Source organism: Pseudomonas sp. LB3P81 (assembly GCF_054897965.1).
The window spans coordinates 1,605,807-1,630,108 of the sequence record NZ_JBUBVG010000001.1 but is presented as its reverse complement, the minus strand read 5'-3'; the positions used below and the strand labels follow the sequence as shown (position 1 = coordinate 1,630,108).

24 protein-coding genes and 1 riboswitch are annotated in these 24,302 nt (G+C 60.7%); of the genes, 18 read left to right on the top strand and 6 right to left on the bottom strand.

Going from position 1 to position 24,302, the window contains the following annotated elements:
* Nucleotides 1–40: 40 nt before the first annotated feature.
* Nucleotides 41–625 (bottom strand): hypothetical protein, encoded by a 585-nt coding sequence (locus tag ACYZTL_RS07490; protein ID WP_461951241.1) that lies wholly within the window; start codon nt 623–625, stop codon nt 41–43.
* A 154-nt stretch (nt 626–779) separates the two neighbouring features.
* Nucleotides 780–1,013, top strand: a riboswitch (cobalamin riboswitch).
* Between the two features lie 80 nt (nt 1,014–1,093).
* On the opposite strand from ACYZTL_RS07490, the gene cobO reads away from it, so the two are divergent.
* The 14 genes from cobO to ACYZTL_RS07420 all read left to right on the top strand — a co-directional run bounded on the left by cobO (nt 1,094) and on the right by ACYZTL_RS07420 (nt 12,746).
* Nucleotides 1,094–1,705: a cob(I)yrinic acid a,c-diamide adenosyltransferase gene (gene cobO / locus ACYZTL_RS07485; protein ID WP_461951240.1), complete on the top strand. Its 612-nt coding sequence runs from the start codon at nt 1,094–1,096 to the stop codon at nt 1,703–1,705.
* Between the two features lie 10 nt (nt 1,706–1,715).
* Nucleotides 1,716–3,131 (top strand): cobyrinate a,c-diamide synthase, encoded by a 1,416-nt coding sequence (locus ACYZTL_RS07480; RefSeq protein WP_461951239.1) that lies wholly within the window; start codon nt 1,716–1,718, stop codon nt 3,129–3,131.
* The gene (bluB, locus tag ACYZTL_RS07475; RefSeq protein ID WP_461951238.1) at nt 3,128–3,778 is read left to right on the top strand and encodes a 5,6-dimethylbenzimidazole synthase; all 651 of its coding nucleotides are present in this window, start codon (nt 3,128–3,130) and stop codon (nt 3,776–3,778) included. Before ACYZTL_RS07480 ends, bluB begins: the two co-directional genes overlap by 4 nt.
* Nucleotides 3,775–4,683: an adenosylcobinamide-phosphate synthase CbiB gene (gene cbiB / locus ACYZTL_RS07470; RefSeq protein ID WP_461951237.1), complete on the top strand. Its 909-nt coding sequence runs from the start codon at nt 3,775–3,777 to the stop codon at nt 4,681–4,683. The genes bluB and cbiB overlap by 4 nt, the downstream gene beginning before the upstream one ends.
* Nucleotides 4,676–5,668 carry a threonine-phosphate decarboxylase CobD gene (gene cobD / locus ACYZTL_RS07465; RefSeq protein WP_461951236.1) on the top strand — a complete coding sequence of 331 codons (993 nt, stop codon included), beginning with the start codon at nt 4,676–4,678 and terminating at the stop codon, nt 5,666–5,668. Before cbiB ends, cobD begins: the two co-directional genes overlap by 8 nt.
* On the top strand, nt 5,665–7,116 hold the full coding sequence (locus ACYZTL_RS07460) for a cobyric acid synthase (RefSeq protein ID WP_461951235.1): 1,452 nt from the start codon (nt 5,665–5,667) through the stop codon (nt 7,114–7,116). Before cobD ends, ACYZTL_RS07460 begins: the two co-directional genes overlap by 4 nt.
* Before the next feature lie 148 nt (nt 7,117–7,264).
* Complete coding sequence (gene cobU / locus ACYZTL_RS07455) at nt 7,265–7,786, top strand: bifunctional adenosylcobinamide kinase/adenosylcobinamide-phosphate guanylyltransferase (protein WP_461951234.1); 522 nt, start codon at nt 7,265–7,267, stop codon at nt 7,784–7,786.
* Complete coding sequence (cobT, locus tag ACYZTL_RS07450) at nt 7,783–8,838, top strand: nicotinate-nucleotide--dimethylbenzimidazole phosphoribosyltransferase (RefSeq protein WP_461951233.1); 1,056 nt, start codon at nt 7,783–7,785, stop codon at nt 8,836–8,838. Before cobU ends, cobT begins: the two co-directional genes overlap by 4 nt.
* Nucleotides 8,835–9,410, top strand: a complete 576-nt coding sequence (gene cobC, locus ACYZTL_RS07445) for an alpha-ribazole phosphatase family protein (RefSeq protein ID WP_461951232.1) — start codon at nt 8,835–8,837, stop codon at nt 9,408–9,410. The genes cobT and cobC overlap by 4 nt, the downstream gene beginning before the upstream one ends.
* Before the next feature lie 2 nt (nt 9,411–9,412).
* Nucleotides 9,413–10,144 carry an adenosylcobinamide-GDP ribazoletransferase gene (locus tag ACYZTL_RS07440; protein ID WP_461951231.1) on the top strand — a complete coding sequence of 244 codons (732 nt, stop codon included), beginning with the start codon at nt 9,413–9,415 and terminating at the stop codon, nt 10,142–10,144.
* A 210-nt stretch (nt 10,145–10,354) separates the two neighbouring features.
* Nucleotides 10,355–10,759, top strand: coding sequence for a MarR family winged helix-turn-helix transcriptional regulator (locus ACYZTL_RS07435; RefSeq protein WP_461951230.1), 405 nt, complete (start codon nt 10,355–10,357; stop codon nt 10,757–10,759).
* 52 nt (nt 10,760–10,811) lie between these two features.
* The gene (locus ACYZTL_RS07430; RefSeq protein WP_461951229.1) at nt 10,812–12,020 is read left to right on the top strand and encodes an MFS transporter; all 1,209 of its coding nucleotides are present in this window, start codon (nt 10,812–10,814) and stop codon (nt 12,018–12,020) included.
* Complete coding sequence (locus ACYZTL_RS07425) at nt 12,017–12,139, top strand: hypothetical protein (RefSeq protein ID WP_461951228.1); 123 nt, start codon at nt 12,017–12,019, stop codon at nt 12,137–12,139. Before ACYZTL_RS07430 ends, ACYZTL_RS07425 begins: the two co-directional genes overlap by 4 nt.
* Before the next feature lie 55 nt (nt 12,140–12,194).
* A complete protein-coding gene (locus ACYZTL_RS07420) occupies nt 12,195–12,746 on the top strand; it encodes a glutathione peroxidase (protein WP_461951227.1) in 552 nt (183 codons plus the stop codon).
* A 239-nt stretch (nt 12,747–12,985) separates the two neighbouring features.
* Here the strand turns inward: ACYZTL_RS07420 and ACYZTL_RS07415 are convergent, their stop codons facing one another.
* The 3 genes from ACYZTL_RS07415 to ACYZTL_RS07405 all read right to left on the bottom strand — a co-directional run bounded on the left by ACYZTL_RS07415 (nt 12,986) and on the right by ACYZTL_RS07405 (nt 15,383).
* Nucleotides 12,986–14,254 carry an OmpP1/FadL family transporter gene (locus ACYZTL_RS07415; RefSeq protein ID WP_461951226.1) on the bottom strand — a complete coding sequence of 423 codons (1,269 nt, stop codon included), beginning with the start codon at nt 14,252–14,254 and terminating at the stop codon, nt 12,986–12,988.
* Between the two features lie 146 nt (nt 14,255–14,400).
* A complete protein-coding gene (locus ACYZTL_RS07410) occupies nt 14,401–14,883 on the bottom strand; it encodes a hypothetical protein (protein ID WP_461954284.1) in 483 nt (160 codons plus the stop codon).
* A gap of 275 nt (nt 14,884–15,158) precedes the next feature.
* On the bottom strand, nt 15,159–15,383 hold the full coding sequence (locus ACYZTL_RS07405; protein ID WP_008031832.1) for a hypothetical protein: 225 nt from the start codon (nt 15,381–15,383) through the stop codon (nt 15,159–15,161).
* Nucleotides 15,384–16,367: 984 nt separating this feature from the next.
* On the opposite strand from ACYZTL_RS07405, the gene ACYZTL_RS07400 reads away from it, so the two are divergent.
* Both ACYZTL_RS07400 and ACYZTL_RS07395 read left to right on the top strand, forming a co-directional pair.
* Nucleotides 16,368–16,691: a sel1 repeat family protein gene (locus tag ACYZTL_RS07400; protein WP_461951225.1), complete on the top strand. Its 324-nt coding sequence runs from the start codon at nt 16,368–16,370 to the stop codon at nt 16,689–16,691.
* A gap of 175 nt (nt 16,692–16,866) precedes the next feature.
* Nucleotides 16,867–18,231 (top strand): DNA recombination protein RmuC, encoded by a 1,365-nt coding sequence (locus ACYZTL_RS07395; protein WP_461954283.1) that lies wholly within the window; start codon nt 16,867–16,869, stop codon nt 18,229–18,231.
* Between the two features lie 77 nt (nt 18,232–18,308).
* Here the strand turns inward: ACYZTL_RS07395 and ACYZTL_RS07390 are convergent, their stop codons facing one another.
* Both ACYZTL_RS07390 and ACYZTL_RS07385 read right to left on the bottom strand, forming a co-directional pair.
* Nucleotides 18,309–21,779 carry a hybrid sensor histidine kinase/response regulator gene (locus ACYZTL_RS07390; protein ID WP_461951224.1) on the bottom strand — a complete coding sequence of 1,157 codons (3,471 nt, stop codon included), beginning with the start codon at nt 21,777–21,779 and terminating at the stop codon, nt 18,309–18,311.
* A gap of 248 nt (nt 21,780–22,027) precedes the next feature.
* The gene (locus tag ACYZTL_RS07385) at nt 22,028–22,567 is read right to left on the bottom strand and encodes a TetR/AcrR family transcriptional regulator (RefSeq protein WP_461951223.1); all 540 of its coding nucleotides are present in this window, start codon (nt 22,565–22,567) and stop codon (nt 22,028–22,030) included.
* Between the two features lie 91 nt (nt 22,568–22,658).
* Between ACYZTL_RS07385 and ACYZTL_RS07380 the strand changes: the two genes are divergently transcribed.
* Both ACYZTL_RS07380 and ACYZTL_RS07375 read left to right on the top strand, forming a co-directional pair.
* Nucleotides 22,659–23,849: an MFS transporter gene (locus ACYZTL_RS07380; protein ID WP_461951222.1), complete on the top strand. Its 1,191-nt coding sequence runs from the start codon at nt 22,659–22,661 to the stop codon at nt 23,847–23,849.
* Between the two features lie 57 nt (nt 23,850–23,906).
* Entirely contained in the window at nt 23,907–24,218 is a 312-nt protein-coding gene (locus ACYZTL_RS07375) for a cupin domain-containing protein (protein WP_461951221.1), read from the top strand.
* Nucleotides 24,219–24,302 lie beyond the last annotated feature (84 nt).

The following is a 24,302-nucleotide window of genomic DNA, read 5'->3' as shown; positions in this document are numbered from 1 at the left end:
TGATCAATAGAGACGCGCAAACCCGCGATGGTTCAACCGGTCAGCCGCGAGCTTCCTTGAACAGCACGGCAATGCCGGGGTGATAGTGGCCGACTTCGTTGCGCAACTTGCGGTAGGCGTAGGGGAAATACCAGGCGGCGGCGCAGGTGTGTTCCTTTTGCAGGTCGTCGACCATGTCCTGGAGTTCTTCCGGGGTAGCGCCGTGCTGGGCTTTTTGCGGTGCAACGAACAGGCAGCCGAGTTTCAGGTCGCTGACGTAACTGATGCGCCTGGCGTCGCTGGTGATGTCGGCCAGCGCTTGTGTCAGGTTCAGGCTGTTGACCCGTGGCCAGCGCTGCGTGGCTTGAAGGTAGGCGCGCTCTTCGCGGGTGGCGATGAACAGGTCGGCGCGGGCGTTGCGTTCGCCTTCTTCGTTCTGTTTACGGGTCGGTGTGTGTTGCAGCGTGACCATTTCCGCCATCCACGCGGCGGCCGAGAGCAAGCCGAGGTTGGCTTTTTCGTCGTACCAGTAAGGCATGTCGTTATCGCCGCGCACCGCGTTGTAGCGGTCGATACAGTCAAACCAGCGTTCGAGTACCGGACGCAGGAATTCCAGCTTCGGATTGCTGATAATCATGCCTTGCATGTGGCTTACCCTTGTTATTGTGATGTGGGTTTGTGGCTCTTTGATATCACTGCTGAAAGCGTGGCACAAGATTGACGTCGTTTAATTGATAGACGGCAATTATTCGCCCGTCGGCGTCCCGGCTTTAATTGACGCTCCACCCCCAACCCTCTAACCTTCGCGGCTTGTTTCAGGTGCTCTGTGGCCTTGGTCGACAGAGTGAAACAGGGAAGCCGGTGAGTGCGTTCGTGCAATTCATGAACAATCACGATCCCGGCGCTGCCCCCGCAACGGTAAATGTGTGAAGACTGCGCCTTGAGCCACTGTGTCGATATCGACATGGGAAGGCGCGCAGTCAGGCGTGACGCCGCTCATGAGCCCGGAGACCGGCCTGATCCATCCAGCGGCATCACGGTGGGCGATGCCAGGCTTCTTGCCGTCTATTCTTGTGCCTGCCCGCCGTTATCCAGCCTCAACGGAGAGCTCCCCATGACTGATACTCCCGATCGTGACGAACGCCATCTGGCGCGCATGCTGCGAAAAAAAGCCGTGATCGACGAACGCATCGCCAACTCGCCAAATGAATGCGGTCTGCTGCTGGTGCTGACCGGCAATGGCAAAGGCAAAAGCAGCTCGGCGTTCGGCATGCTTGCCCGCTCCATGGGTCACGGCATGCAGTGCGGCGTGGTGCAGTTCATCAAGGGCCGCAACAGCACGGGTGAAGAACTGTTCTTCCGCCGCTTCCCCGAGCAGGTGCGTTTTCATGTGATGGGCGAGGGCTTTACCTGGGAAACCCAGGACCGCCAACGAGACATCGCCGCCGCCGAAGCTGCGTGGGCCGTTTCCCGTGAACTGCTGCGTGATCCGTCGATCGGTCTGGTGGTGCTCGATGAGTTGAACATCGCCCTCAAGCACGGTTACCTCGACCTCGATCAGGTGCTCGGCGACTTGCAGGCGCGTCCGCCGATGCAGCACGTGGTGGTCACCGGTCGCGGCGCGAAGCCGGAGATGATCGAGCTGGCTGACACCGTCACTGAAATGGGCGTCATCAAGCACGCCTTCCAGGCCGGGATCAAAGCGCAAAAAGGCGTCGAGCTGTGAATACTATTTTATGAAAAGCATCCGTCACTGCCCGGCGGTCTTGATTGCCGCGCCGGCCTCCGGTCAGGGCAAGACCACCGTCACCGCCGCGCTGGCCCGTTTGCATCGCAATCAGGGGCGCAAGGTTCGCGTGTTCAAATGCGGACCGGACTTTCTCGACCCGATGATTCTCGAGCGCGCCAGCGGTGCGCCGGTGTATCAGCTGGACATGTGGATGGTCGGCGAGCAGGAAAGTCGCCGGCTGTTGTGGGAAGCCGCCGGCGAAGCTGATCTGATCCTGATCGAAGGCGTCATGGGGCTGTTCGACGGCACGCCGTCCAGCGCCGATCTGGCGCGACACTTTGGTGTGCCGGTGCTCGCCGTGATCGACGGCACGGCGATGGCGCAGACGTTCGGTGCGCTGGCATTGGGGTTGGCGAAGTATCAGCCGGACTTGCCGTTTGCCGGGGTGCTGGCCAACCGCGTCGGCACCTTGCGTCATGCGCAATTGCTTGAAGGCAGCCTCACTGAAGGCCTGCGCTGGTATGGCGCGTTGTCCCGGGAAACCGGGATTGAATTGCCAAGTCGGCACCTCGGTCTGGTTCAGGCCAGCGAGCTGAACGATCTTGATCTGCGCCTCGATGCGGCGGCGGATGCCTTGGCCAGCAGTTGCGAAGTCGCATTGCCACCCGCCGTGGAATTCGCTGCACCTGATGTCATCGCTGCCGAGCCGTTGCTGGCCGGTGTGCGGATTGCCGTGGCCCGTGATGAAGCATTCGCATTCACCTACGGCGCGAGCCTGGATTTGCTGCGGGCCATGGGCGCCGAACTGCTGTTTTTCTCGCCGATCCGCGACGCGCAGTTGCCGGAGGCCGACAGCCTCTATCTGCCGGGCGGCTACCCGGAATTGCACCATGTGGCGCTGGCACAGAACACCCCGATGCTCAACGCCATCCGCGCTCACCACGCGGCGGGCAAACCGTTGTTGGCCGAGTGTGGCGGCATGCTGTATTTGCTCGACTCGCTGACCGATGTCGAAGGCACTCGCGCAGAGCTGGTCGGCTTGCTGGCCGGGGATGCGGTGATGCAGAAACGGCTGGCGGCGCTGGCGTTGCAGGCGGTCGAATTGCCGGAGGGTTCGCTCCGTGGGCACACCTATCACCATTCGTTGACCAGTACCGAACTTGAGCCGATTGCCCGTGGCCTCAGCCCTAACGGCGGGCGTGGGGCGGAGGCGGTTTATCGTGAGGGGCGGATGACGGCTTCTTATGTGCATTTCTATTTTCCGTCCAATCCGGCTGCTGTAGCCGCATTGTTTGTGCCGGACCTTGAGGCCGCCTTCGCGAGCAAGTCGAATCGTCGCACCGCCGCTCCCACATTAGTCAGTGCGTTGCCTGAAGAAACGCAGTCCACTGTGGGAGCGGGCTTGCTCGCGAAGAGGCCATGACTGACAACGCATTCAGCCAGGCCGAACGCGAAGCGGTCTACCGAGCCATCGCCGAACGCCGCGACATGCGCCACTTCAGCGGCGGCACCGTCGACCCCGAGTTGCTCCGGCGCCTGCTTGAAGCCGCGCACCAGGCGCCGAGCGTCGGCCTGATGCAGCCCTGGCGATTCATCCGCATCAGCGATCGCGCCCTGCGCGGCAAGATCCAGTTGTTGGTGGAAGAAGAGCGCATCCGCACCGCCGAAGCCCTCGGCGAACGCACCGACGAATTCATGAAACTGAAAGTCGAAGGCATCAACGACTGTGCCGAGGTGTTGGTCGCCGCGTTGATGGACGATCGCGAACGCCACATCTTCGGCCGCCGCACCTTGCCGGAAATGGACATGGCCTCGTTGTCCTGCGCGATCCAGAACCTGTGGCTGGCTTCCCGTGCCGAAGGACTGGGCATGGGGTGGGTCTCTTTATTCGAGCCGCAAGTCCTGGCCGACTTGCTGGGTTTGCCCGCCGGGGCCAAGCCTTTGGCGATTCTTTGTCTCGGGCCGGTCAAGGAATTCTATCCGGCGCCGATGCTGGTACTCGAAGGCTGGGCGCAGGCGCGACCGCTAAGCGAATTGCTGTATGAAAACTATTGGGGAGTGAGTCAATGAGTGTGGCGTTGTTGAGTGTCGCCGCGGTTGCGCTGGATGCGCTGCTGGGTGAACCCAAACGCTGGCATCCGCTGGTGGCGTTCGGCCGTTTTGCCGACCGCATCGAACAACGTTTCAACGGCGGTGGACGCGGCTGGCGCAGTCACGGCGTTACCGCTTGGGTGATCGCGGTCGTACCGCTGACCTTGCTCGCCACGGCTTTTTCCTGGGCACCCTATGTTGGCTGGATCGTCGAGATTCTCGCGCTCTATTGCGCCCTCGGTATGCGTAGCCTCGGTGAACACGTCGAGCCGGTTGCCAAGGCGCTGCGCAGTGATGATCTGGAGGAAGCGCGCAAGCGTGTCGGTTACCTGGTCAGCCGCCAGACCAGTGAACTGGATCAAACCGAAGTCGCCCGCGCCGCCACCGAATCCGTCCTGGAGAACGGCAGCGACGCGGTGTTTGCCGCACTGTTCTGGTTTGCGATCGCGGGTGCGCCCGGCGTGGTGCTCTACCGATTGAGCAATACGCTGGATGCGATGTGGGGTTATCGCAACGAGCGCTTCGAACGTTTCGGCTGGGCCGCGGCGAAGATCGACGACGTGCTCAACTACATTCCTGCACGACTGGTGGCATTGACCTACGCGCTGCTGGGGAAAACCCGTCTCGCGCTGAAATGCTGGCGTTCACAAGGCCCGACCTGGGACAGCCCGAACGCCGGTCCGGTGATGGCCGCAGGTGCCGGTGCGCTGGGCGTCGAGTTGGGCGGGGCGGCGATTTACCACGGTGAATTGCATCAGCGTCCGCCCTTGGGCGAAGGCGCGCCGGCGGACGCCGACTCCATCGACCGCGGCTGGCAATTGGTCCGGCGCGGGGTATGGTTATGGCTGCTGATTCTCTGCGTGGGGGCTGAATTCTATGCTTGAGCACGGTGGACGGTTGCGCAAGGCGGCGCTCGAATACGGTATCGCCGAAGCCGATTGGCTCGACCTGTCCAGCGGCCTCGCGCCCTGGCCGTTTCCGGTCCCGGACATTCCGTTGCGCGCCTGGGCGCGCTTGCCGGAAACCGATGACGGACTGGAGCAGGCGGCCTGCGAATACTACGGCGCCGCGCAGGTGTTGCCGGTGGCCGGTTCGCAAATGGCGATCCAATTGCTGCCGCGCTTGCGCCGGGTCGGCAAGGTCGGCGTGCTGTCGCCGTGTTACGCCGAGCACGCCGAAGCCTGGCGCCGCAGCGGTTACATCGTGCGTGAAGTGCTGGAGCAGGAGGTCGACTTCTTCCTCGACAGCCTCGACGTGCTGGTGGTGGTCAACCCGAACAATCCCACCGGCCTGAGCCTGACCCCGAGCCGTCTGCTCGACTGGTATTCCAGACTGGCCCAGCGCGGTGGCTGGCTGGTGGTGGACGAAGCGTTCATGGACAACACACCACAGCTGAGCCTGGCGCCGTATGCCCATCAGGTCGGCTTGATCGTGCTGCGCTCTTTCGGCAAGTTTTTTGGTCTGGCCGGTGTGCGGTTGGGGTTTGTGCTGGCGGAGCGCAAGTTACTCAAACTGCTCGCCGAACAAGTCGGACCCTGGGCCGTCAGCGGACCGACTCGCGTGCTGGGCCAAGTCTGTTTGCAGGATACCGAAGGCCACGCCAGGCAACGTGTACGTACCGAACAAGCCAGCGAACGTCTGGTGATGCTGCTGGAAAAACATGGTTTTAAACCTCAGGGCAGTTGTGCCCTGTTTCAGTGGCTGACCACCGAACGCGCCGAAGAACTGCATGAGTTCATGGCCCGGAACGGCATTCTGCTGCGGTTGTTCACCCACAACAGCAGCCTGCGTTTCGGCCTGCCTGGCGAAGAGGCCGACTGGACCCGACTCGATCTTGCGTTCGACGCCTACGCCAAGGAAATTCGATGACTACGTTGATGGTGCAAGGCACCACCTCCGACGCCGGCAAAAGCACACTGGTAACGGCGCTGTGTCGCTGGGGCACGCGTCAGGGCGTACGCGTCGTGCCGTTCAAGCCTCAGAACATGGCGCTCAATAGTGCCGTGACCGCGGACGGTGGCGAGATCGGCCGTGCGCAAGCGGTGCAGGCTCAGGCCGCCCATCTCGAACCGCACACCGACATGAATCCGGTGCTGCTCAAGCCCAACAGCGACACTGGCGCTCAGGTGATCATTCATGGCCGCGCCGTCACGACGATGAACGCGGTCGCGTATCACGACTATAAAACCATCGCCATGCAAGCGGTGCTGGCCTCCCATGCGCGGCTGAGCGCCGCGTATCCGCTGGTCATGGTCGAGGGTGCAGGCTCGCCGGCGGAGATCAATCTGCGCGCCGGCGACATCGCCAACATGGGTTTCGCCGAAGCTGTGGATTGCCCGGTGGTGCTGATCGCCGACATCAATCGCGGCGGCGTGTTCGCGCATCTGGTGGGCACCCTGGAACTGTTGTCGCCGAGCGAGCAAGCGCGGGTCAAAGGTTTCATCATCAACCGTTTTCGCGGCGACATTGCCTTGCTGCAACCGGGTCTCGACTGGCTGGAAGCGCGCACCGGCAAACCGGTGATCGGCGTTCTGCCGTACGTGATGGACCTGCACCTGGAAGCCGAGGACGGCATCGATCAGCGCCAGACCGACAAGGCCGATCAAGTGCTCAAAGTGGTGGTGCCGGTCTTGCCGCGCATCAGCAACCACACCGATTTCGATCCGCTGCGCCTGCACCCGCAAGTGGACCTGCAATTCATCGGCCCCGGCCAGGCGATTCCGCCCGCCGACCTGATCATTCTTCCCGGCTCGAAAAGCGTGCGCAGCGACCTCGCGTTTTTGCGCGCCAATGGCTGGGACACCGCCATCGCCCGGCATCTGCGCTACGGTGGAAAAGTGTTGGGGATTTGCGGTGGTCTGCAGATGCTCGGCGAGCAGGTCCACGACCCGTTGGGCCTCGAAGGCGCACCGGGTTCCAGCGCCGGTCTGGGTTTGTTGGCGTTTGAAACGCAGCTTGAAGAAGAGAAGCAACTGCGCAATGTGCGCGGGCGCTTGGCTCTGGAGAATGCTGAAGTCAGCGGTTATGAAATTCACGCCGGCGTGACCACCGGACCCGCGTTGGAAAACGCCGCCGTGCAGTTGGAAGATGGCCGCTGCGATGGTGCGCAAAGTGTCGATGGGCAGATTTTCGGCACCTATCTGCATGGCCTGTTCGAATCGCCGGCGGCATGCAGTGCGCTGTTGCGCTGGGCGGGTTTGCAGGATGTGCAGGAAGTGGATTACCACGGGTTGCGTGAGCGCGATATCGAGCGGCTGGCGGATTTGGTGGAGAAGCATCTGGATACCCGGCTGTTGCGTGAGCTCTGCGGGATTTAAGGTGGTTGTGTCGGCCCCTTCGCGGGCAAGCCCGCTCCCACAAGGAATGAAGTTGTTCACCTATTTTTGATCCACCCACGGAACCTGTGGGAGCGGGCTTGCCCGCGAAGGGGCCGGTACAGTCATCGAAGATTTTAAGGAATGAACCATGCTGCAACTGATCCTCGGCGGCGCCCGCTCCGGCAAAAGTCGCCTGGCCGAGAAACTCGCGTCTGACAGTCAGCTCCAAGTGACCTACATCGCCACCAGCCAACCGCTGGACGGTGAAATGAACGAACGGGTCGCCCATCACCGCGCCCGTCGTCCGGCCGAATGGGCGCTGATCGAAGAACCCGTTGAACTCGCCCGTGTCCTGCGCGAAACCGCCCGCGCCGATCGTTGCCTGCTGGTGGATTGCCTGACCCTGTGGATGACCAATCTGCTGATGCTCGACGACACCGAGCGACTGACTGCCGAGCGCGAAGCCTTGCTGGACTGCCTGGCTGAATTGCCGGGTGAAATCATTTTTGTCAGCAACGAGACCGGAATGGGTGTCGTGCCGCTGGGCGAATTGACTCGCCGCTACGTCGATGAAGCCGGTTGGCTGCATCAAGCTCTGGCCGAGCGCTGTCAGCGAGTCGTCCTGACCGTCGCCGGCCTGCCCCTGACTTTGAAAGGAACTGCGTTATGACTCAATCCTGGTGGCTGAACCCGTGCAAGCCGACTGACGCTCAAGCCGTCGAACAGGCTGAAGCGCGGCAACAGCAGCTGACCAAACCCGCCGGTTCCCTTGGTCGGCTCGAGTCGGTGGCGGTGCAATTGGCTGGGTTGCAGGGGCAGGTGAAGCCGAGCCTGGATCAGCTGTGGATCGCTATTTTTGCCGGTGACCATGGCGTCGTCGCTGAAGGCGTGTCGGCGTTTCCCCAGGAAGTCACCGGGCAGATGCTGCACAACTTCGTCAGCGGTGGCGCGGCGATCAGTGTGTTGGCGCGCCAGCTCGGCGCTTCCCTTGAAGTGGTCGACCTCGGCACGGTGACGCCATCGTTGAATCTGCCGGGTGTGCGGCACTTGAACATCGGCGCGGGCACCGCGAATTTTGTTGAAGGCGCGGCCATGAATCAAGCGCAGGGCGAACTCGCCTTGCAGGCCGGTCGTGACAGCGTGCAGCGTGCTCTCGCGGCGGGCGCGCAGTTGTTCATCGGCGGCGAGATGGGCATCGGCAACACGACGGCGGCCAGTGCGTTGGCCTGTGCATTGCTGGATTGCCCGGTGGTGCACTTGACCGGGCCGGGCTCCGGCCTGAACGCGGCGGGTGTCAGCCATAAAGCTCAGGTCATCGAGCGCGCTTTGGCCTTGCACAGCGCTCAGCGTGGCGACGCGCTGCAAACCCTATTCAACCTCGGCGGTTTCGAAATTGCTGCGTTGGTCGGCGCGTATCTGGCGTGTGCCCAGGAAGGTATCGCGGTGCTGGTGGACGGATTCATTTGCAGCGTCGCCGCGTTGGTGGCGGTGCGCTTGAATCCTGATTGCCGCCAGTGGCTGTTGTTCGGTCATCGCGGCGCCGAGCCGGGTCATCGTCACGTGCTGGAAACCCTGAACGCCGAACCCTTGCTGGACCTCGGTCTGCGTCTGGGCGAGGGCAGCGGCGCCGCGTTGGCCGTGCCACTGCTGCGCCTGGCGTGCGACCTTCACGGACAAATGGCGACGTTCGCCGAAGCGGCCGTGGCGGATCGTCCGGCATGACCTTGCGCCTTGACCTGTTGCGCCACGGCGAAACCGAACTCGGCGGCGGCCTGCGCGGCAGTCTCGACGATGCGTTGACCGACACAGGTTGGGCGCAGATGCGCGCGGCGGTGGTCGATCAGGGGCCTTGGGATCGCCTGGTCAGTTCACCGTTGCAACGCTGTGCGCGATTCGCTGAAGAGCTCGGGGCGCAACTGGGTTTGCCGGTGCAGCTGGATAAAGATCTGCAGGAACTGCATTTCGGCGCGTGGGAAGGGCAGAGCGCGGCGGCGTTGATGGAAACCGATGCCGAGGCGTTGGGTTTGTTCTGGGCCAACCCTTATTCGTTTACGCCACCTCAAGGGGAGCGGGTCGAGGATTTTTCGACGCGGGTATTGGCGGCCGTTGCTCGGTTGCACACGGCCTATGCGGGCGAACGTGTTTTGTTGGTCAGCCATGGCGGCGTCATGCGTTTGTTGCTGGCGCAGGCGCGGGGATTGCCTCGTGAGCAATTGCTCAACGTTGAAGTCGCGCATGGTGCGCTGTTTTCGTTGAGCGTAGAGCCCGGCGTCAAACTTAAGGAAGCGATCTGAACATGTTGCCGTTCTGGATCGCCCTGCAATTTTTGAGCAGTCTGCCGATTCGTCTACCGGGCATGCCGGCGCCGCAGGAATTGGGGCGCTCGCTACTGTTCTATCCACTGGTCGGGCTGCTGTTTGGCGGTATTTTGTGGGCGCTGAATTGGCTGTTGCTCGGCACACCGTTGCTGCTGCATGCCGCACTGTTGCTGACAGTTTGGGTGTTGCTCAGCGGAGCGTTGCACCTCGACGGTCTGGCTGATAGCGCTGACGCCTGGCTCGGTGGATTCGGCGACCGTGAACGCACGCTGACGATCATGAAAGACCCGCGCAGCGGTCCAATCGCGGTGGTGACGCTGGTGCTGGTGTTGCTGCTCAAGTTCGCCGCGGTGCTGGCGTTGATCGAGCAACAGCGCAGCGTTTTTCTGATCATCGTTCCGTTGATTGGCCGTGCTGCGTTGTTGGGATTGTTCCTGACCACGCCGTATGTGCGGGCCGGTGGTTTGGGGCAGGCGCTGGCGGATCATTTGCCGCGTTTGGCTGGCAAACAGGTGCTGGCGGTCAGTGCGCTGGCGTGTGTCCTTATTGCAGGCCTTAGCGGTGCTTTGGCGCTGGTGCTCGCTGCACTGGTTTTCGTCTGGTTGCGGCAGGTGATGCTGCGACGATTGGGCGGGACGACGGGCGATACGGCGGGGGCGCTGCTGGAGTTGCTGGAGATGGCGGTGCTGGTTGGTTTGGCATTGAGCTGATGTTTTTGCGGTGGATGTGCTGGCCCCTTCGCGAGCAAGTCGAATCGTCGCTCCGCCGCTCCGCCGCTCCGCCGCTCCCACATTTGATTGGCGTCGAACACAAATTCTATGCCTGTTGGAGATCTAATGTGGAAGCGGGCTTGCTCGCGAAGGCGGTCTGCCAGACACTTGTACCTTGATTTAACTCAACCACGGGTATATACACGCACCATGCTCGACTCCCAATGTTTATGCATCAACCTGCGTCGCGCCGCCCGTGGCGTCAGCAGGCACTACGACGGCGCTCTCGACGGCTTCGGAATCAACGTTGCCCAGTATTCTTTGCTGTGCAATCTGCAGCGTCTGAATCAACCGAGTATTTCCACCCTGGCGGAAGCCATGGGCCTGGACCGCAGTACCCTCGGACGCAACTTGCGGGTGCTTGAGGGCGAAGGCCTGGTGATGCTGGTCGAGGGCGAAGACATGCGTAATCGCATCGTCAAGCTGACCGAGGCCGGCGCTGAACGGCTGACGGCGGCCCTGCCAGCCTGGGAGGCGGCGCAGCAGCGACTGATTGATCGACTGGGTGCCGAAAAACGCGAAATCTTGCTGAAGCTGCTGGACGAACTGGCCTGACGCCGGTTTTTCCGATCTTAAGCGGGTATATACCCGCTACCGGAGAATAAGAATGACATCGATGTGGCGTACTTGCGGTTGGGTTCTGTTGGGGAGTGCGCTGATCCTTGCGTTGTCTCTGGGTGTGCGGCACGGCTTCGGGCTGTTCCTGGCGCCGATGAGTGCCGAATTCGGCTGGGGGCGTGAGACGTTCGCCTTTGCCATCGCCTTGCAGAACTTGATCTGGGGGCTGGCGCAGCCCTTTACCGGCGCGCTGGCCGACCGCTTCGGCGCGGCGAAGGTGGTGCTGATCGGTGGCGTTCTCTACGCATTGGGCCTGGTGTTCATGGGGCTTTCGGACTCGGCCGTGACCCTGTCGTTGAGCGCCGGCTTGTTGATCGGCCTCGGTCTGTCGGGCACCTCGTTCTCGGTGATCCTCGGCGTGGTCGGCCGCGCGGTGCCGCCGGAGAAACGCAGCATGGGCATGGGCATTGCCAGTGCCGCCGGTTCCTTCGGCCAGTTCGCGATGTTGCCCGGTACGCTGGGGTTGATCGGCTGGCTCGGCTGGTCGGCGGCATTGCTGGTGCTGGGCCTGCTGGTCGCGCTGATCGTGCCGCTGGTGAGCATGCTCAAGGACAATCCGTTGCCGGTCCTCGGCCATGAGCAGACCCTCTCCGAAGCACTGCACGAAGCCTGTTCCCATTCGGGATTCTGGTTGCTGTCGTTCGGCTTTTTTGTCTGCGGTTTCCAGGTGGTGTTCATCGGCGTGCACTTGCCGGCGTATCTGGTGGATCAGCACTTGCCCGCCACAGTCGGCACTACGGTGCTGGCGCTGATCGGCTTGTTTAACATCTTCGGTACTTACACGGCAGGCTGGCTCGGCGGACGGATGTCCAAGCCGCGTTTGCTCACCGGTCTGTATGTGCTGCGGGCCGTGGTGATTGCGCTGTTTCTGTGGGCACCGGTGACGACGACCACTGCTTACCTGTTTGGCATGGCCATGGGTTTCCTGTGGTTGTCGACGGTGCCATTGACCAACGGCACCGTAGCGACCTTGTTCGGCGTGCGAAACCTGTCCATGCTCGGTGGGATTGTTTTCCTGTTCCACCAGCTCGGATCATTCCTTGGTGGCTGGTTGGGCGGGGTGGTGTATGACCGAACCGGGAGCTATGACTTGATCTGGCAGGTAGCGATTCTCTTGAGTCTGTTGGCGGCTGCCCTGAACTGGCCGGTGCGTGAGCGGCCGGTGGCGCGCCTGCAAACCCGGATGAGTGCGACATGAACAGCCTCTGGCCGCGGATCGCCGTGGCGACGGGTGGCGTCTTGCTGCTGGTCCTAGCGTGGTGGGGCTGGCATCAGGGCGGGCTGGCGTTGATGCAATTGGGCATGGGCGCTTGCTAGCACGATGTGAGGGCGAGTAAGTTCGTTGCAGACGACTTCTCAAGGATGTATGGACATGCTGATGCGCTGGCTTGCCGCTCCCGCGTTACTGGTGGCGTTTACCGGATTGTCACACGCCACCGAGTGCCCGGAGCTTTTGCAAGGCTCGTTGCCCAAGCTGCGCGCCAAGGAAACGATCGACCTGTGCCAGCGCTTCGCCGGTAAACCGCTGGTGGTGGTCAATACCGCGAGCTTTTGCGGTTTCGCCCCGCAGTTCAAAAGCCTTGAGGCGCTGAATCAGCGTTACAAGGGGCAGGGTCTGGAGGTGATCGGTGTGCCTTCCAATGACTTCAAGCAGGAATCCAAGGACGGCGAGGAAACCGCCAAGGTGTGCTACGCGAATTACGGCGTGACCTTCACCATGACCGAGCCGCAGAAAGTGCGCGGTGATGATGCGACTCATCTGTTCCAGGTCCTCGCTGCGCAGAGCGATGCGCCGAAGTGGAATTTCTACAAGTACGTGGTCGATCGCAAGGGCAAGGTGATCGCCAATTTTTCCAGCCTGACCAAGCCTGATGACCCCGAGTTTATCGAGGCGGTGGAAAAAGCACTGGCCTCGCAACCCTGATCGATATGTCTAGTCCTGAAATAGGTTTACACCGCATTTCATTTTGTAGGAGCGAGCTTGCTCGCGAAAAACCCAAGGTCGCCACGGGGCATCTGGTTTTACGCATTATCGTTCACGACCATCGCGAGCAAGCTCGCTCCTACAGTATTTTCGAGACCCACTAAAAAGCCCCGCCTCTGTACAAGAGAGCGGGGCTTTTTTGATTCAAGCAGCGAGTGGTTCAGGCTCGCCGCGAATCATCAGAAGCGGTAAGTCGCACCGACCCCGAAACCGTTCGCCGAGTTTTCGTACTTGGCGCTGTAGGTTTGGCGGCCGTTGTTGTCGTTGACCTTGACCGACTCTTCGACCAGGTACGAATACGCGACATCGATGGTCAGATCATCGGTCGGGCTCCAGCCAGCGCCCAGGCTGAAAACCTTGCGATCGCCAGTCGGGATGCGTGGGGAGCGGTTTACGTTGTTGGTCGGCGCCTGGTCAACAGAGAAGCCGGTACGCAGGACCCACTGTTTGTTCACCTGGTAGGATGCACCGATGGCGTGTGCCCAGGTGTCATGCCAGTTCTGTTCTTCGGTGATGGTGCCAAAACGGCTGTTCAGCGCAGCAGGAACGCCACTGTTCTCGACGCTGATTTCTTTCAGGCGGCTCCAGCGAGTCCAGGTGCTGCCTGCGTAGAGAGTCCATTGGTCGTCCAGCTGGTGAGTCACAGAGAAGTCGACCGACTCAGGCGTGGTGATGTCCAGCGACGCGTCGTACTTCTGACTTGGATTCTGACCCAGCCCGGCGAGCAGGTTGTAATTGACCTTGGTGTCACCCTCGAGCGTGTACTTCACTTTCGAGTGGTAGGTCAGGCCGACGCGAGTGCTGTCGGTGGCTTGAACCAGGATACCGAAGTTGTAACCCAGCGCGGTGTCGTCACCCTTGATCTTGACGGTACCGTCGGCAGGGACCGGGTTCAGCGACAGGTTCGATTCCAGGGTTCCGTCAATACGGTTGATGGTCGGACCGAAGCCGATGGACACCTTGTCATTGAAGGCGTAGCTGACGGTTGGCTGCAGGGTGATGATTGTGACTTCGCTCTTGCTTCCGAAATAACGGCCGGCAAAGTTGTTCTCGTAATCGGTCACCAGGCCGAACGGCGCGTATACGCCGACACCGAATGCCCACTGGTCGTCGATTGGCTTGACGTAGTAGCCCATGGGTACGGCGATGAACGGGACCATGTCACCGTCGTTGCTGCCGCTCTTTGGAGTGGAGCGAGCGTCGCTGATGTCAGTGTGTGCGTCCAGGAATGCAGCACCGCCGGTGACTTGTTCGCGCTTGAGGCGCGCCATGCCGGCAGGGTTGCCAAAAACTGTGCTTGCATCATCGGCAGATGAAGATCGCCCGGCAAAACCTGTACCCATCCCGCTGATGCTTTGTTCGTTGATGGCATAGCCACTTGCAAAGATCTGGGTGGATGCCAAGGCAGCGGCGAGAGTAAGGGTGGTTTTGAGCATTACTTTTTTCATTATTAGAACTCTTGGTGAACAGCGGGGCGAAAACTACCAACATTTTCGTCCCGGCGCCATAGGCTGTATGGCTTGAGTTAGAGCGGTTTTGTAGGACAATCAGACCAAATTCGCGGCGTGTTGCGCGATCTTCTGAAAGAGACGGATCAGCAGGCGACCTGATTCAGCGGTGAAACACAGGTTTGCCAGGCATAGGTGAAGTCTCTCAGGCGTCCTTGGGGCTGGAAGGTCTGGCGCCAGATTCGGGCCATTCCCAGCAGGTCGCCTGCTTCGGGGAGCGGAGTGTTCTGTTCTTCGACCAGTAGCCAGGCGATGGCTGTGGCATAACGCAGGTTGACGGTCAGTTCGAGGTGCGGACCACTCAGAAAAGCATGTTGGCTGGCCAGGCCGCGGACCAGGCTGGCGCGTTCCGGATCAAGTGCCAGGTAATTGTCCCAGAGAGCCTGGTGGCGGGGTTCGGCGATTCGGTACAAGCCGTGTCCACGGCGGTCGTGCAGGGCGGAACCAAGGGCTGACTGACTGGCGGCGATGCCCAGCAGCAGGGATTCGGCGGTTGCGCTATGGCGCCCTAGGTAAATCAGTGTCGGACGGATCACATAACGGCACAGTTCGCTGGCAGCGATACCCATAAAACCCTCGAACATGAAGTGGTCGGCGAGTCCTGAAGGTAGCGTTGGCAGCGGGGTGGATCGAATCAGGCTCGCCGGAAGCGGATCAAGCCGCTTGAGTTGAAGTGTAGTGTCATATTCGCGCTGTAAAGGACTGTTTTTAAAATATTTCCGGCAGCCAGTTATAACCGTTATATCGGTTAGTGCTTACGCGGCGACAGCGAAAAGAGAAATATCAGGCAATAAAAAGCCCCGCTTTTCAGCGAGGCTTTTGAGGTTTTCAGCCTTCTGGCGTATCAGGCAACCAGTGCCTGACGGGTACGCTCGATCACGGCCTGCAGCGGCTCGGCGCTGGAGTATTGATCGGGGTACAGGCGTTCGCTGTGACGAGCGATGCCGTGTTCGTTGACCAGGGTGAAGCTGAAGCAGCCTTTGCGAGCGGCCATGATCAGGCAGTTCATTGGTGCAAAAGCGTTGGTTAGGGTGCGGATGGCATCCTGAGTGTGGATTTGAGTAGTCATTAATGGGTGTTCCTACAAGCGACACGGATAAGAACCGTGCAAAGTTAAAACGTTCCAGTGACGACGACCACCATTGGTCGAACGAAGAACCTGACTGGAACAAAGCAGCCAGTTTGAAGCGCTGAATAAATTGGCGCGCTTGGGCTGGCAGGTAGGTACTTAGGAGGGCAGGCAACACATCAAGGGCAAAGGTTCTGGGCCCGGGGTGAAGATCCTGATCAATTTGCAGGCTGGTTCGGTCAGAGTAAGTGAGCTTCGCAACACCCTTTGCTTTCGATCAAAGGCAGTGTTGACGCAAGGTTTACCTGGAAACCATCGAGGTGGTCGATCCCGCTTGTTCGGTTGAAGCTTCCTGTTGGAAGGCGGACCGGGGGGATTTGTTCGACCAGAATTGACTTTCAGCTTGGTACTAACGCCGCGGATACTATCGGATTGAACTGCAGAAGGGAAGTGTGTTAGCCAAAAACATTTTCTGAGCGCCGTCACTCAGCTGTTCATTGGCGGTCTTCATCCGCCGTTTTGCCCTGCAATAGCACAAAATCCGACGGTCGGTCGGCCACGTTCATCGGGCCAGAGTCTGCCTGGACCAAGGGTTTGCCAGGGTTTATCCCCAGGCCGGGTAGCAAAATGCGCCGAAAAAGCGCATCGATATAACTGCCTCGAAGGGACTTGTGCACATAAGTTGCGCAGGCTGTCACCCCACTGTCATCTGACCTTCAAGAGCAGTGGGTGCCTGTAACCAAAATTTAAGTCAATGAAAAACATCGCTTTTTTTTACTGGTGAAAAAATCGTCAGTTTGACTGCAAGCCCCATTCCACAGGGCTTTGCGAGAGTTCAGGGGCGGTTGTCCACTGAGTTATCCACAGCTTCTGTGGATTGTCCCGAGCGCTTGCTCTAGGACGGGCGTGCCGGTTTTTTTAGACTTTACCTGTAAGAAAAAAAGAGTAGAGTGGCGCGCCTTCCGATCTGCCCCACAGTGTTTTATGAAGTTTCGCTCAGTACCCGTTTCCGTAACCTCTACACCTCCCCATGTGACCCCGCCCAAGCGCTTTTCGATGCGTGTGGCCGAGTGGCTGCTGGACAGCCCGCGCCTGGGTGAAAGCAGCAGCGTCAAACACTTCGCCGGACGTTTGCTCAAGCAACCGGCCCGCGAAGGTGTAGTGGCCGCGCAAAGCCGTCTCGGCCTGTTGATGTGCCGTGAATGCGGGAATGCCCGGGATCGTCGTATCGGCCAGGAACTTTTGCGTCAGGCCGCGCGGGCAGGGGATCGACGCGCCCAACGGGAACTGGGTCTGATCGAAGACTGAGCTGTCCAAGACCTGACACCTTGGTTAACCTTCAAGTTTTATCAAATGGGCAGGAATGGCGATGGCGATGGACTTGACCAGCATATTGCTCGGTCTGGCGGGGGCTGCACTGCCGTTGTTGGCATTGGCCTGGCAACTTCAGCGCCGGGCGAGCGCTACGCAGTCGGATGTTGCGCTGCTGGAAGAGCGTCTGGCCATGGCCCATCTGGCTCAGGATGGATTGAACGCCCAACTCGAAGCCTGTCGCGACGAAATCGCTGATCTGGGGCAGGCCAATGGCGCCAAACAGGCAGATCTCGCTGCAGTTCGCCGTGAAGTTGAACTGCTGCAGATCGAACGGGATGACGCCCGCGACGCCGCCCACGCCTGGAACATCGAACGCGCCGGCAAAGAAGCTGAGTTGCGTCGTCTGGACGCCCAGGCCGCTTCCCTCAACGCCGAGCTGCGCGAGCAACAGGAAAGCCATCAGCAGCGCCTCAACGACCTGCAAGGCTCGCGAGACGAATTGCGTGCCCAGTTCGCTGAACTGGCGGGCAAGATCTTCGACGAGCGCGAGCAGCGTTTCGCCGAAACCAGTCAGCAGCGTCTGGGACAGTTGCTCGATCCTTTGAAGGAACGCATCCAGTCGTTTGAAAAGCGCGTCGAAGAAAGCTATCAGGCCGAGGCGCGCGAGCGCTTCTCGCTGGCCAAGGAGCTGGAGCGTCTGCAACAGCTGAACCTGCGCCTGAGTGACGAAGCCACCAACCTGACCCGCGCCTTGAAAGGGCAGAAAACCCAGGGCAACTGGGGCGAGCTGATTCTTGAACGGGTGCTTGAGCACGCCGGCCTCGAGAAGGGCCGCGAGTATCAGACCCAGGTCAACCTCAAAGGCCCGGACGGTGAACGGTTCCAGCCAGACGTGATCATCTATTTGCCGGGCGACAAGCAGGTGGTGGTCGACTCCAAGGTCAGCCTGACGGCTTATCAGCAATACGTGGCGGCGGAAGACGATGCCATCGGCCAGATCGCCATCAAGCAGCACGTGCTGTCGCTACGCACTCACGTCAAAGGCCTGGCCGGCAAGGATTACAAACGTCTCGACGGCTTGCACAGCCTGGATTTCGTCTTGCTGTTCGTGCCCATCGAAGCGGCATTTTCCGCGGCGTTGCAGGCGGAGCCGACCCTGTTCCAGGAGGCATTCGACCGCAACATCGTGATCGTCAGTCCGACCACGTTGCTGGCCACCCTGCGTGTCATCGACAGCCTGTGGAAGCAGGAGCGTCAGAGTCAGAACGCCCGGGAAATCGCCGAGCGGGCAGGGTGGCTGTACGACAAATTCGTGCTGTTCATTCAGGACCTGGATGAAGTCGGCAATCGCTTGCAGCAATTGGACAAGGCCTACAGCTCGGCGCGTAACAAGCTGACAGAAGGCCGCGGCAATCTGGTCAGTCGCAGTGAGCAGCTCAAGTTGCTCGGCGCGCGGGCGAGCAAGAGTTTGCCGGCGGACCTGCTGGAGCGGGCGATGACGGATGTGGATGGTCTGGCCGAGTTGCCCGAGTAAGGTCAAAAGATCGCAGCGCTCCTACAGATGTGCATATACCTCTGTAGGAGCTGCCGAAGGCTGCGATCTTTAAAGAGCTACAACGGCAAATGCCGACTCAACAACGCCCGCAACGCCGCCGGTTTCACCGGTTTGGCCAGGTAATCCAGCCCCGCCGCATGCACCTGGGCCACCGTTTCCGGGTGCCCATCGGCGCTGATCACCACGCCTGGCACCGGTTCGCCCAGGCGGGTTCGTAACCAGGCCATCAAGTCCGTCCCGGTCTCGCCATCGTCGAGGTGGTAATCCACCAACGCCAATTGCGGACGCATGCCATTGCTCAGCAGCGCCGCGCATTCGTCGCGGTTGCGCGCCGTCCAGACCTGACAACCCCAGCGGGTCAGCAGGCTGTTCATGCCGATCAGGATGCTTTCTTCGTTGTCGATGCACAGCACCTGCGCGCCGCTCAGGAGTTTGCCGTTGAGCTCGGTGACGTTGGCCGGCGCCGCAATTTGCGCCTTGGCCAACGGCACGCTGACGCTGAACACACTGCCGCGACCCGGCCAGGAGCGCACTTGCAGGGTGTGGCCCAGAACGCGACACAGCCCGTCTGCAATCGCCAGGCCCAGGCCCAGGCCTTTCTCTGCACGGGTCTGGTGGCTGTCCAGGCGCTTGAATTCTTCGAAAATCACTTTCAGTTTATCTTTCGGGATCCCCGGCCCACGGTCCCAGACTTCCAGGCACAGTTCACCCTTGTGCCGACGAACCCCCAACAGCACCGGCCCCTTGGCGTAGCGGAAGGCGTTGGTCAGGAAGTTTTGCAGGATCCGTCGCAACAGTTTGATGTCGCTGTCGATCCGCAACGTACTGCCTCGAACCCTGAATTTGAGCGCTTGGTCCCGGGCCAGTGCCTTGAATTCTGCGCCAAGAATGTCGAACAGCTCATTGAGCACGAACGGCTTCGGATCCGGGTTGATCTTGCCGTTTTCCAGGCGGGAAATGTCCAGCAGATCGCTGATCAGGTCTTCGGCCGAGCGCAGTGACGAATCCAGGTGATGAACCAGTTTCTGCGCTTCGCTGGACAAGCCATCGTCCTGATGAGACAGGGCCGCCGAAAACAGTCGCGCGGCGTTCAGCGGTTGCATCAGGTCGTGGCTGACCGCCGCGAGAAAACGGGTTTTCGACTGGTTGGCCGACTCGGCGGTGCCCTTGGCTTCGGTCAGGGCCACGTTGAGTTGTGACAGCTCGTGGGTGCGCTCGGTGACCCGCCGCTCCAGGCCTTCGTTGGCTTCGGTCAGCGCCTGCTCGGCTTCGCGGAACGCGGTGATGTCGGTAAAACTCATGACGAAACCGCCGCCCGGCATCGGGTTGCCGATCAGCTCGATCACACAGCCATTGGGGAAAAGTCGTTCAGAGGTATGGGCGCGGCCCTGACGCATCCAGTGCAAACGGCGGGCGACATGCACTTCGGCTTCGCCAGGACCACACAGACCGCGCTCGGCGTTATAGCGAATGATGTCGGCAATCGGCCGGCCTACGCTGATCAAGCCGTCCGGGTAGTTGAACAGCTCCAGATAACGCCGGTTCCACGCCACCAGTCGCAACGATTGGTCGACCACGCTGATGCCTTGCGTAATGTTCTCGATTGCGCCTTGCAGCAGCGCGCGATTGAACTGCAGCACTTCAGAGGCTTCGTCGGCGATTCGGACGACATCCTCAAGTTGCATTTCCCGACCTTCGATGGCGGCTTTTACCACGGCACGTGTCGAAGAGGCGCCGAGAACACCGGCCAGTAAGCGTTCGGTGTGGGCGATCCATTCACCGTCGGCGTTCTGATTCGGGTTGAAGCCTTTGCCCTGGCGGTAGGCGAAACGGATAAAACTCTGACGGGCGCGTTCTTCCCCGACAAACCGTGCGGCCAGTTGCAGCAGATCGTCGATCTGCACCGACAGCATCGAGCGGGCGCTGGGGCTGGCACTGATTTCCTGGCCGATGAAACGGCCGGCCTGCCAGTGTTCCGAAACCCGTGTGCGTGACAGCACCGACACCCAGGCGAACAGCGTGAAGTTGGCCGCCAGTGACAACACCACGCCTTGGGTCAGCGGGGTGAGCGGCAGGTTCAGCGGGTTGCTGTGCAGCCACGCCAGGCCGGGGAAACTGCTTAACGACAAACCGAGGCTGTGGGCGGCAATCGGCAGAATCAGTGTGTAAAACCACAGGAATGTCCCGGCGGCGAGGCCGGCGAACACGCCGCGACGGTTGGCCTGTTTCCAGTACAGCGCGCCGAGCATGGCCGGTGCCAGTTGGGTCACGGCGGCGAAGGCGATCTGGCCGATGGTCGCCAGGCTCGCGGTGGAGCCCAGCAATCGATAGCTGACGTAGGCCAGCAGCAGAATCACCACGATGCTGACGCGGCGCACCGAAAGCATCCACTGGCGGAACACTTCGAACGGCCGCTCGGCGTTGTTGCGGCGCAGCAACCACGGCAACAGCATGTCGTTGGAGATCATGGTCGACAGCGCCACGCTGGCGACTATCACCATGCCGGTCGCCGCCGAAGCGCCACCGATAAAGGCCAGCATCGCCAGCGCGGGGTGGGCTTGCGCCAGTGGCAGGCTGATGACAAACGAGTCCGGCAACACCGAGCTGGGCAGCAGCATCTGACCGGCCAAAGCAATCGGGACTACGAATAATGCCGCCAACGCCAGGTACGCCGGGAAGACCCACTTGGCCAGGCGCAAATCCTGTGGGTCGATGTTTTCCACTACCGTCACGTGAAACTGCCGGGGCAGGCAGATGATCGCCATCATCGCCACACCGGTTTGCACCACCATCGACGGCCAGTTGATGGTTTCCTTCCAGTACTCTTCGAGGCGCGGAGCGAGCATGGCCTGATCGAACAGGTCGTCGAAACCGTCGTACAGGCCGTAGGTCACGAACGCACCGACCGCGAGAAACGCGAACAGCTTGACCAGCGACTCGAACGCAATCGCCAGCACCATGCCGCGGTGGTGTTCGGTGGCGTCGAGGTTGCGGGTACCGAACACAATGGTAAACAACGCGAGCACCAGCGACACGATCAACGCGGTATCCTGGGCGCGAGTGCCCATGGCGTCGGCACCGGCACCGATCAGCAGGTTCACGCCGAGCACAATGCCTTTGAGCTGCAATGCGATGTAGGGCAGCATGCCGACCAGACAGATCAACGCCACGACAATCGCCAGTGACTGGGATTTGCCATAACGGGCGGCTATGAAGTCGGCAATCGAGGTGATGTTCTCCTGCTTGCTGATCATCACCATCTTTTGCAGGACCCACGGTGCGCAGACCAGCAGCAGGATGGGCCCGAGGTAGATCGGCAGGAACGACCAGAGTTGTTCGGCGGCCTGGCCGACGGCGCCGAAGAACGTCCAGCTGGTGCAATAGACCGCCAGCGACAGGCTGTACACCCAGGCGCGCACCCGTGGCGGCAACGGCGCACTGCGCCGGTCACCGTAGAAGGCGATGGCGAACATGATGGCCATATAGGCCAGGGCGACGGCGGCGATCAGCCCGCTGGACAGCGACATGGGAACTCCAGACAAAAGACACCCGGGACTTCCGCCCGGACAGACAGTCTCGCATGACCGTCTGCGTTAGTCAGTGTCGACCAAGGTCGTGGCGCGGCGGGGTGTCGCACGGTGCGTGTCAGCCAGATTTTTGCTGTATGTGCTGGCCTCTTCGCGGGCAAGCCACGCTCCCACAGGTTCTGTGTCGTATCAAAATCATGCGGTCAACACAAAACCTGTGGGAGCGTGGCTTGCCCGCGAAGGCGTCATTACTGACTAAATGCAATCTCGATCAACCGATGCAGTTCCTCAACCTCCAGCGGTGCTGGCGAAAACAGAATGCGAAACACCGTAGGCGCCGCCACCAGATTGATCAGTCGATCAACGCTCGGTTTCGACTGATCAGGATAACGATCCAGAATCGTCTGCAACTGCCCACCAATGAGTGCCGCGCAAAAGCCTGGCGTCGGGCTCGATTGCACATCGCGCAGCATGTTGCGCCCGGGTTCGGAACTCATTTCGTCCAGATACTGCTCCGCCCACGCTTGCACATCCCCACGCAGGCTGCCGGTGTTGGCCGGCTCACTATCAGGCTGCATGCGTGCGAGGGCGACATCTGCCAGTAACGCCGACAGATCCCCCCAGCGCCGGTAAATGGTCGACGGCGTAACCCCTGCGCGTGTGGCAATTTGCGGGACGGTCACGGTGGCGCGGTCCTGTTCTTCCAGGAGCGCGCGGACCGCCGAATGAATCGACTCTTGCACCCGGGCACTGCGGCCGCCGGGGCGTAAACCTTCTTTAATAGCCATGCATCGGACCTTAACACAAAGAATTTGCTTTAAGCGCTTGCGAGTCGCACACTCCGCAAAAGCAAAAAATTAGCTTTTGCGGAGTGTGCGCATGTCGAATTCAGCTTCCAACCGTTCAAGCCTGTGGTTTCTGGCGATCACTTTACTGAGTTTTCTCGCCGCTTCCACGGCGCCGACGCCGTTGTATCACTTGTATCAGGAGCAGCTGCAATTCTCGGCAGCGACCCTGACCGTGATTTTCGGTGTGTACGCCATCAGTTTGCTGGTGGCGCTGCTGACGGTCGGTTCGCTTTCGGATCATCTGGGGCGCAAGCCGATTATTTTCACTGCCGTCATATTGAATCTGCTGGCGATGCTGCTGTTTATCAACGCTGACAGTGTGGCGTGGTTGATCTGTGCGCGGGTGCTTCAGGGATTTGCGACCGGGATGGCCACCGCCGTATTGAGTGCCGCGCTGTTGGACACCGATCGCCAGCAGGGGCCGCTGGTCAACAGCGTTGCACCGTTGCTCGGCATGGCGATTGGCGGCATGGGCTGCGGGTTGCTGGCCGAGTTTGCGCCGCTGCCGTTGCAGCTGACCTACTGGGTGCTGCTCACGCTGTTTGTGATGCAGGCGCTGTACGTCTGGCGCCTGCCGGAAAGCGTCAGCCCGCAACCGGGGGCATGGGCCTCGTTGCGTCCGACCCTGCATGTACCGACCCAGGCACGCTCCACCTTGTGGCGGGTGTTGCCGTTGAACATCTCGACCTGGGCGCTCGGCGGTTTTTATGCCTCGCTCGCTCCCTCGCTGTTACGCACAGCCACCGGCTCAACCTCGAATCTGATGGGTGGAGCGGCAGTGGCGGCATTGACGCTGACCGGCGCGCTGATGATCTTCACCCTGCGAAACCAGCCCGCTGCGAAGGCGCTGATGTTCGGCGGTACATTCCTGTCAACGGGCGTCGTGTTGCTTTTACTGGGCGTGCACAGCGCCAGCCTGCCATTGTTTTTCCTTGGCACACTGGTGGCCGGTGGTGGATTTGGCGCCGGTTTCCTGGGGGCGGTACGCAGTCTGGTCCCACTGGCGCTGCCCCATGAGCGGGCAGGGTTGATGTCGGCATTTTATGTGCTCAGTTACCTGGCGTTCTGTTTGCCGTCGTTGCTGGCGGGGAGTCTGACGCGCACCTTCGGTCTGGTGGCAACCACCGACGGCTATGGCGCGGTGCTGATCATCCTGTCTGTCGGTGCGTTACTGGGGTTGATGCGCCGTCTTGATGCCGCAGCAGTCCATCAAAGTCTGTAGCGCTGATGTTTAATGATCGCTAGCCTTGGCACCGCCATTCATCCCGACGGACCGCCCATGAAAATCATCCGCAGCCAATCCTTCACTGCTGACCGTGCCTGGGGCGCGCTCGACATCGCGAACATGAATGGCATCACCACCCGTTTGCACTGGACCGATCAGCCCTATAAATGGCACATCAATGACGGTCAGGAAGTGTTCGTCGTGCTCGATGGCCAGGTGCAGATGCACTACCGCGAAGAGGGTCGAGAGAAAGAGGTGGTGTTGGGTGTAGGCGATATCTTTTACGCCTCCGTGGGCACCGAGCATGTGGCGCATCCGCTGGGTGTGGCGAGGATACTGGTGATCGAATCGGAAGGCAGCGTCTGACGCTATATCTGCGAAACAGATAATAGTTAGAGATATTACCCGTTATATAGATATTCGATTCGGATCTACCATGGACTCCACCTC

Bases quoted from the DNA above. Each gene is read 5' to 3' on its own strand.
- ACYZTL_RS07420 (WP_461951227.1), top strand. From the start codon at position 12,195: ATGCTGATGCGCTGGCTTGCCGCTCCCGCGTTACTGGTGGCGTTTACC.
- ACYZTL_RS07480 (WP_461951239.1), top strand. From the start codon at position 1,716: ATGAAAAGCATCCGTCACTGCCCGGCGGTCTTGATTGCCGCGCCGGCC.
- bluB (WP_461951238.1), top strand. From the start codon at position 3,128: ATGACTGACAACGCATTCAGCCAGGCCGAACGCGAAGCGGTCTACCGA.
- ACYZTL_RS07415 (WP_461951226.1), bottom strand. From the start codon at position 14,254: ATGAAAAAAGTAATGCTCAAAACCACCCTTACTCTCGCCGCTGCCTTG.
- ACYZTL_RS07440 (WP_461951231.1), top strand. From the start codon at position 9,413: ATGTTGCCGTTCTGGATCGCCCTGCAATTTTTGAGCAGTCTGCCGATT.
- ACYZTL_RS07490 (WP_461951241.1), bottom strand. From the start codon at position 625: ATGCAAGGCATGATTATCAGCAATCCGAAGCTGGAATTCCTGCGTCCG.
- cbiB (WP_461951237.1), top strand. From the start codon at position 3,775: ATGAGTGTGGCGTTGTTGAGTGTCGCCGCGGTTGCGCTGGATGCGCTG.
- ACYZTL_RS07405 (WP_008031832.1), bottom strand. From the start codon at position 15,383: ATGACTACTCAAATCCACACTCAGGATGCCATCCGCACCCTAACCAAC.
- ACYZTL_RS07460 (WP_461951235.1), top strand. From the start codon at position 5,665: ATGACTACGTTGATGGTGCAAGGCACCACCTCCGACGCCGGCAAAAGC.
- cobO (WP_461951240.1), top strand. From the start codon at position 1,094: ATGACTGATACTCCCGATCGTGACGAACGCCATCTGGCGCGCATGCTG.
- ACYZTL_RS07375 (WP_461951221.1), top strand. From the start codon at position 23,907: ATGAAAATCATCCGCAGCCAATCCTTCACTGCTGACCGTGCCTGGGGC.
- ACYZTL_RS07435 (WP_461951230.1), top strand. From the start codon at position 10,355: ATGCTCGACTCCCAATGTTTATGCATCAACCTGCGTCGCGCCGCCCGT.
- ACYZTL_RS07385 (WP_461951223.1), bottom strand. From the start codon at position 22,567: ATGGCTATTAAAGAAGGTTTACGCCCCGGCGGCCGCAGTGCCCGGGTG.
- cobC (WP_461951232.1), top strand. From the start codon at position 8,835: ATGACCTTGCGCCTTGACCTGTTGCGCCACGGCGAAACCGAACTCGGC.
- ACYZTL_RS07400 (WP_461951225.1), top strand. From the start codon at position 16,368: ATGAAGTTTCGCTCAGTACCCGTTTCCGTAACCTCTACACCTCCCCAT.
- cobD (WP_461951236.1), top strand. From the start codon at position 4,676: ATGCTTGAGCACGGTGGACGGTTGCGCAAGGCGGCGCTCGAATACGGT.
- ACYZTL_RS07390 (WP_461951224.1), bottom strand. From the start codon at position 21,779: ATGTCGCTGTCCAGCGGGCTGATCGCCGCCGTCGCCCTGGCCTATATG.
- ACYZTL_RS07410 (WP_461954284.1), bottom strand. From the start codon at position 14,883: ATGGGTATCGCTGCCAGCGAACTGTGCCGTTATGTGATCCGTCCGACA.
- ACYZTL_RS07430 (WP_461951229.1), top strand. From the start codon at position 10,812: ATGACATCGATGTGGCGTACTTGCGGTTGGGTTCTGTTGGGGAGTGCG.
- ACYZTL_RS07380 (WP_461951222.1), top strand. From the start codon at position 22,659: ATGTCGAATTCAGCTTCCAACCGTTCAAGCCTGTGGTTTCTGGCGATC.
- cobU (WP_461951234.1), top strand. From the start codon at position 7,265: ATGCTGCAACTGATCCTCGGCGGCGCCCGCTCCGGCAAAAGTCGCCTG.
- ACYZTL_RS07425 (WP_461951228.1), top strand. From the start codon at position 12,017: ATGAACAGCCTCTGGCCGCGGATCGCCGTGGCGACGGGTGGCGTCTTG.
- cobT (WP_461951233.1), top strand. From the start codon at position 7,783: ATGACTCAATCCTGGTGGCTGAACCCGTGCAAGCCGACTGACGCTCAA.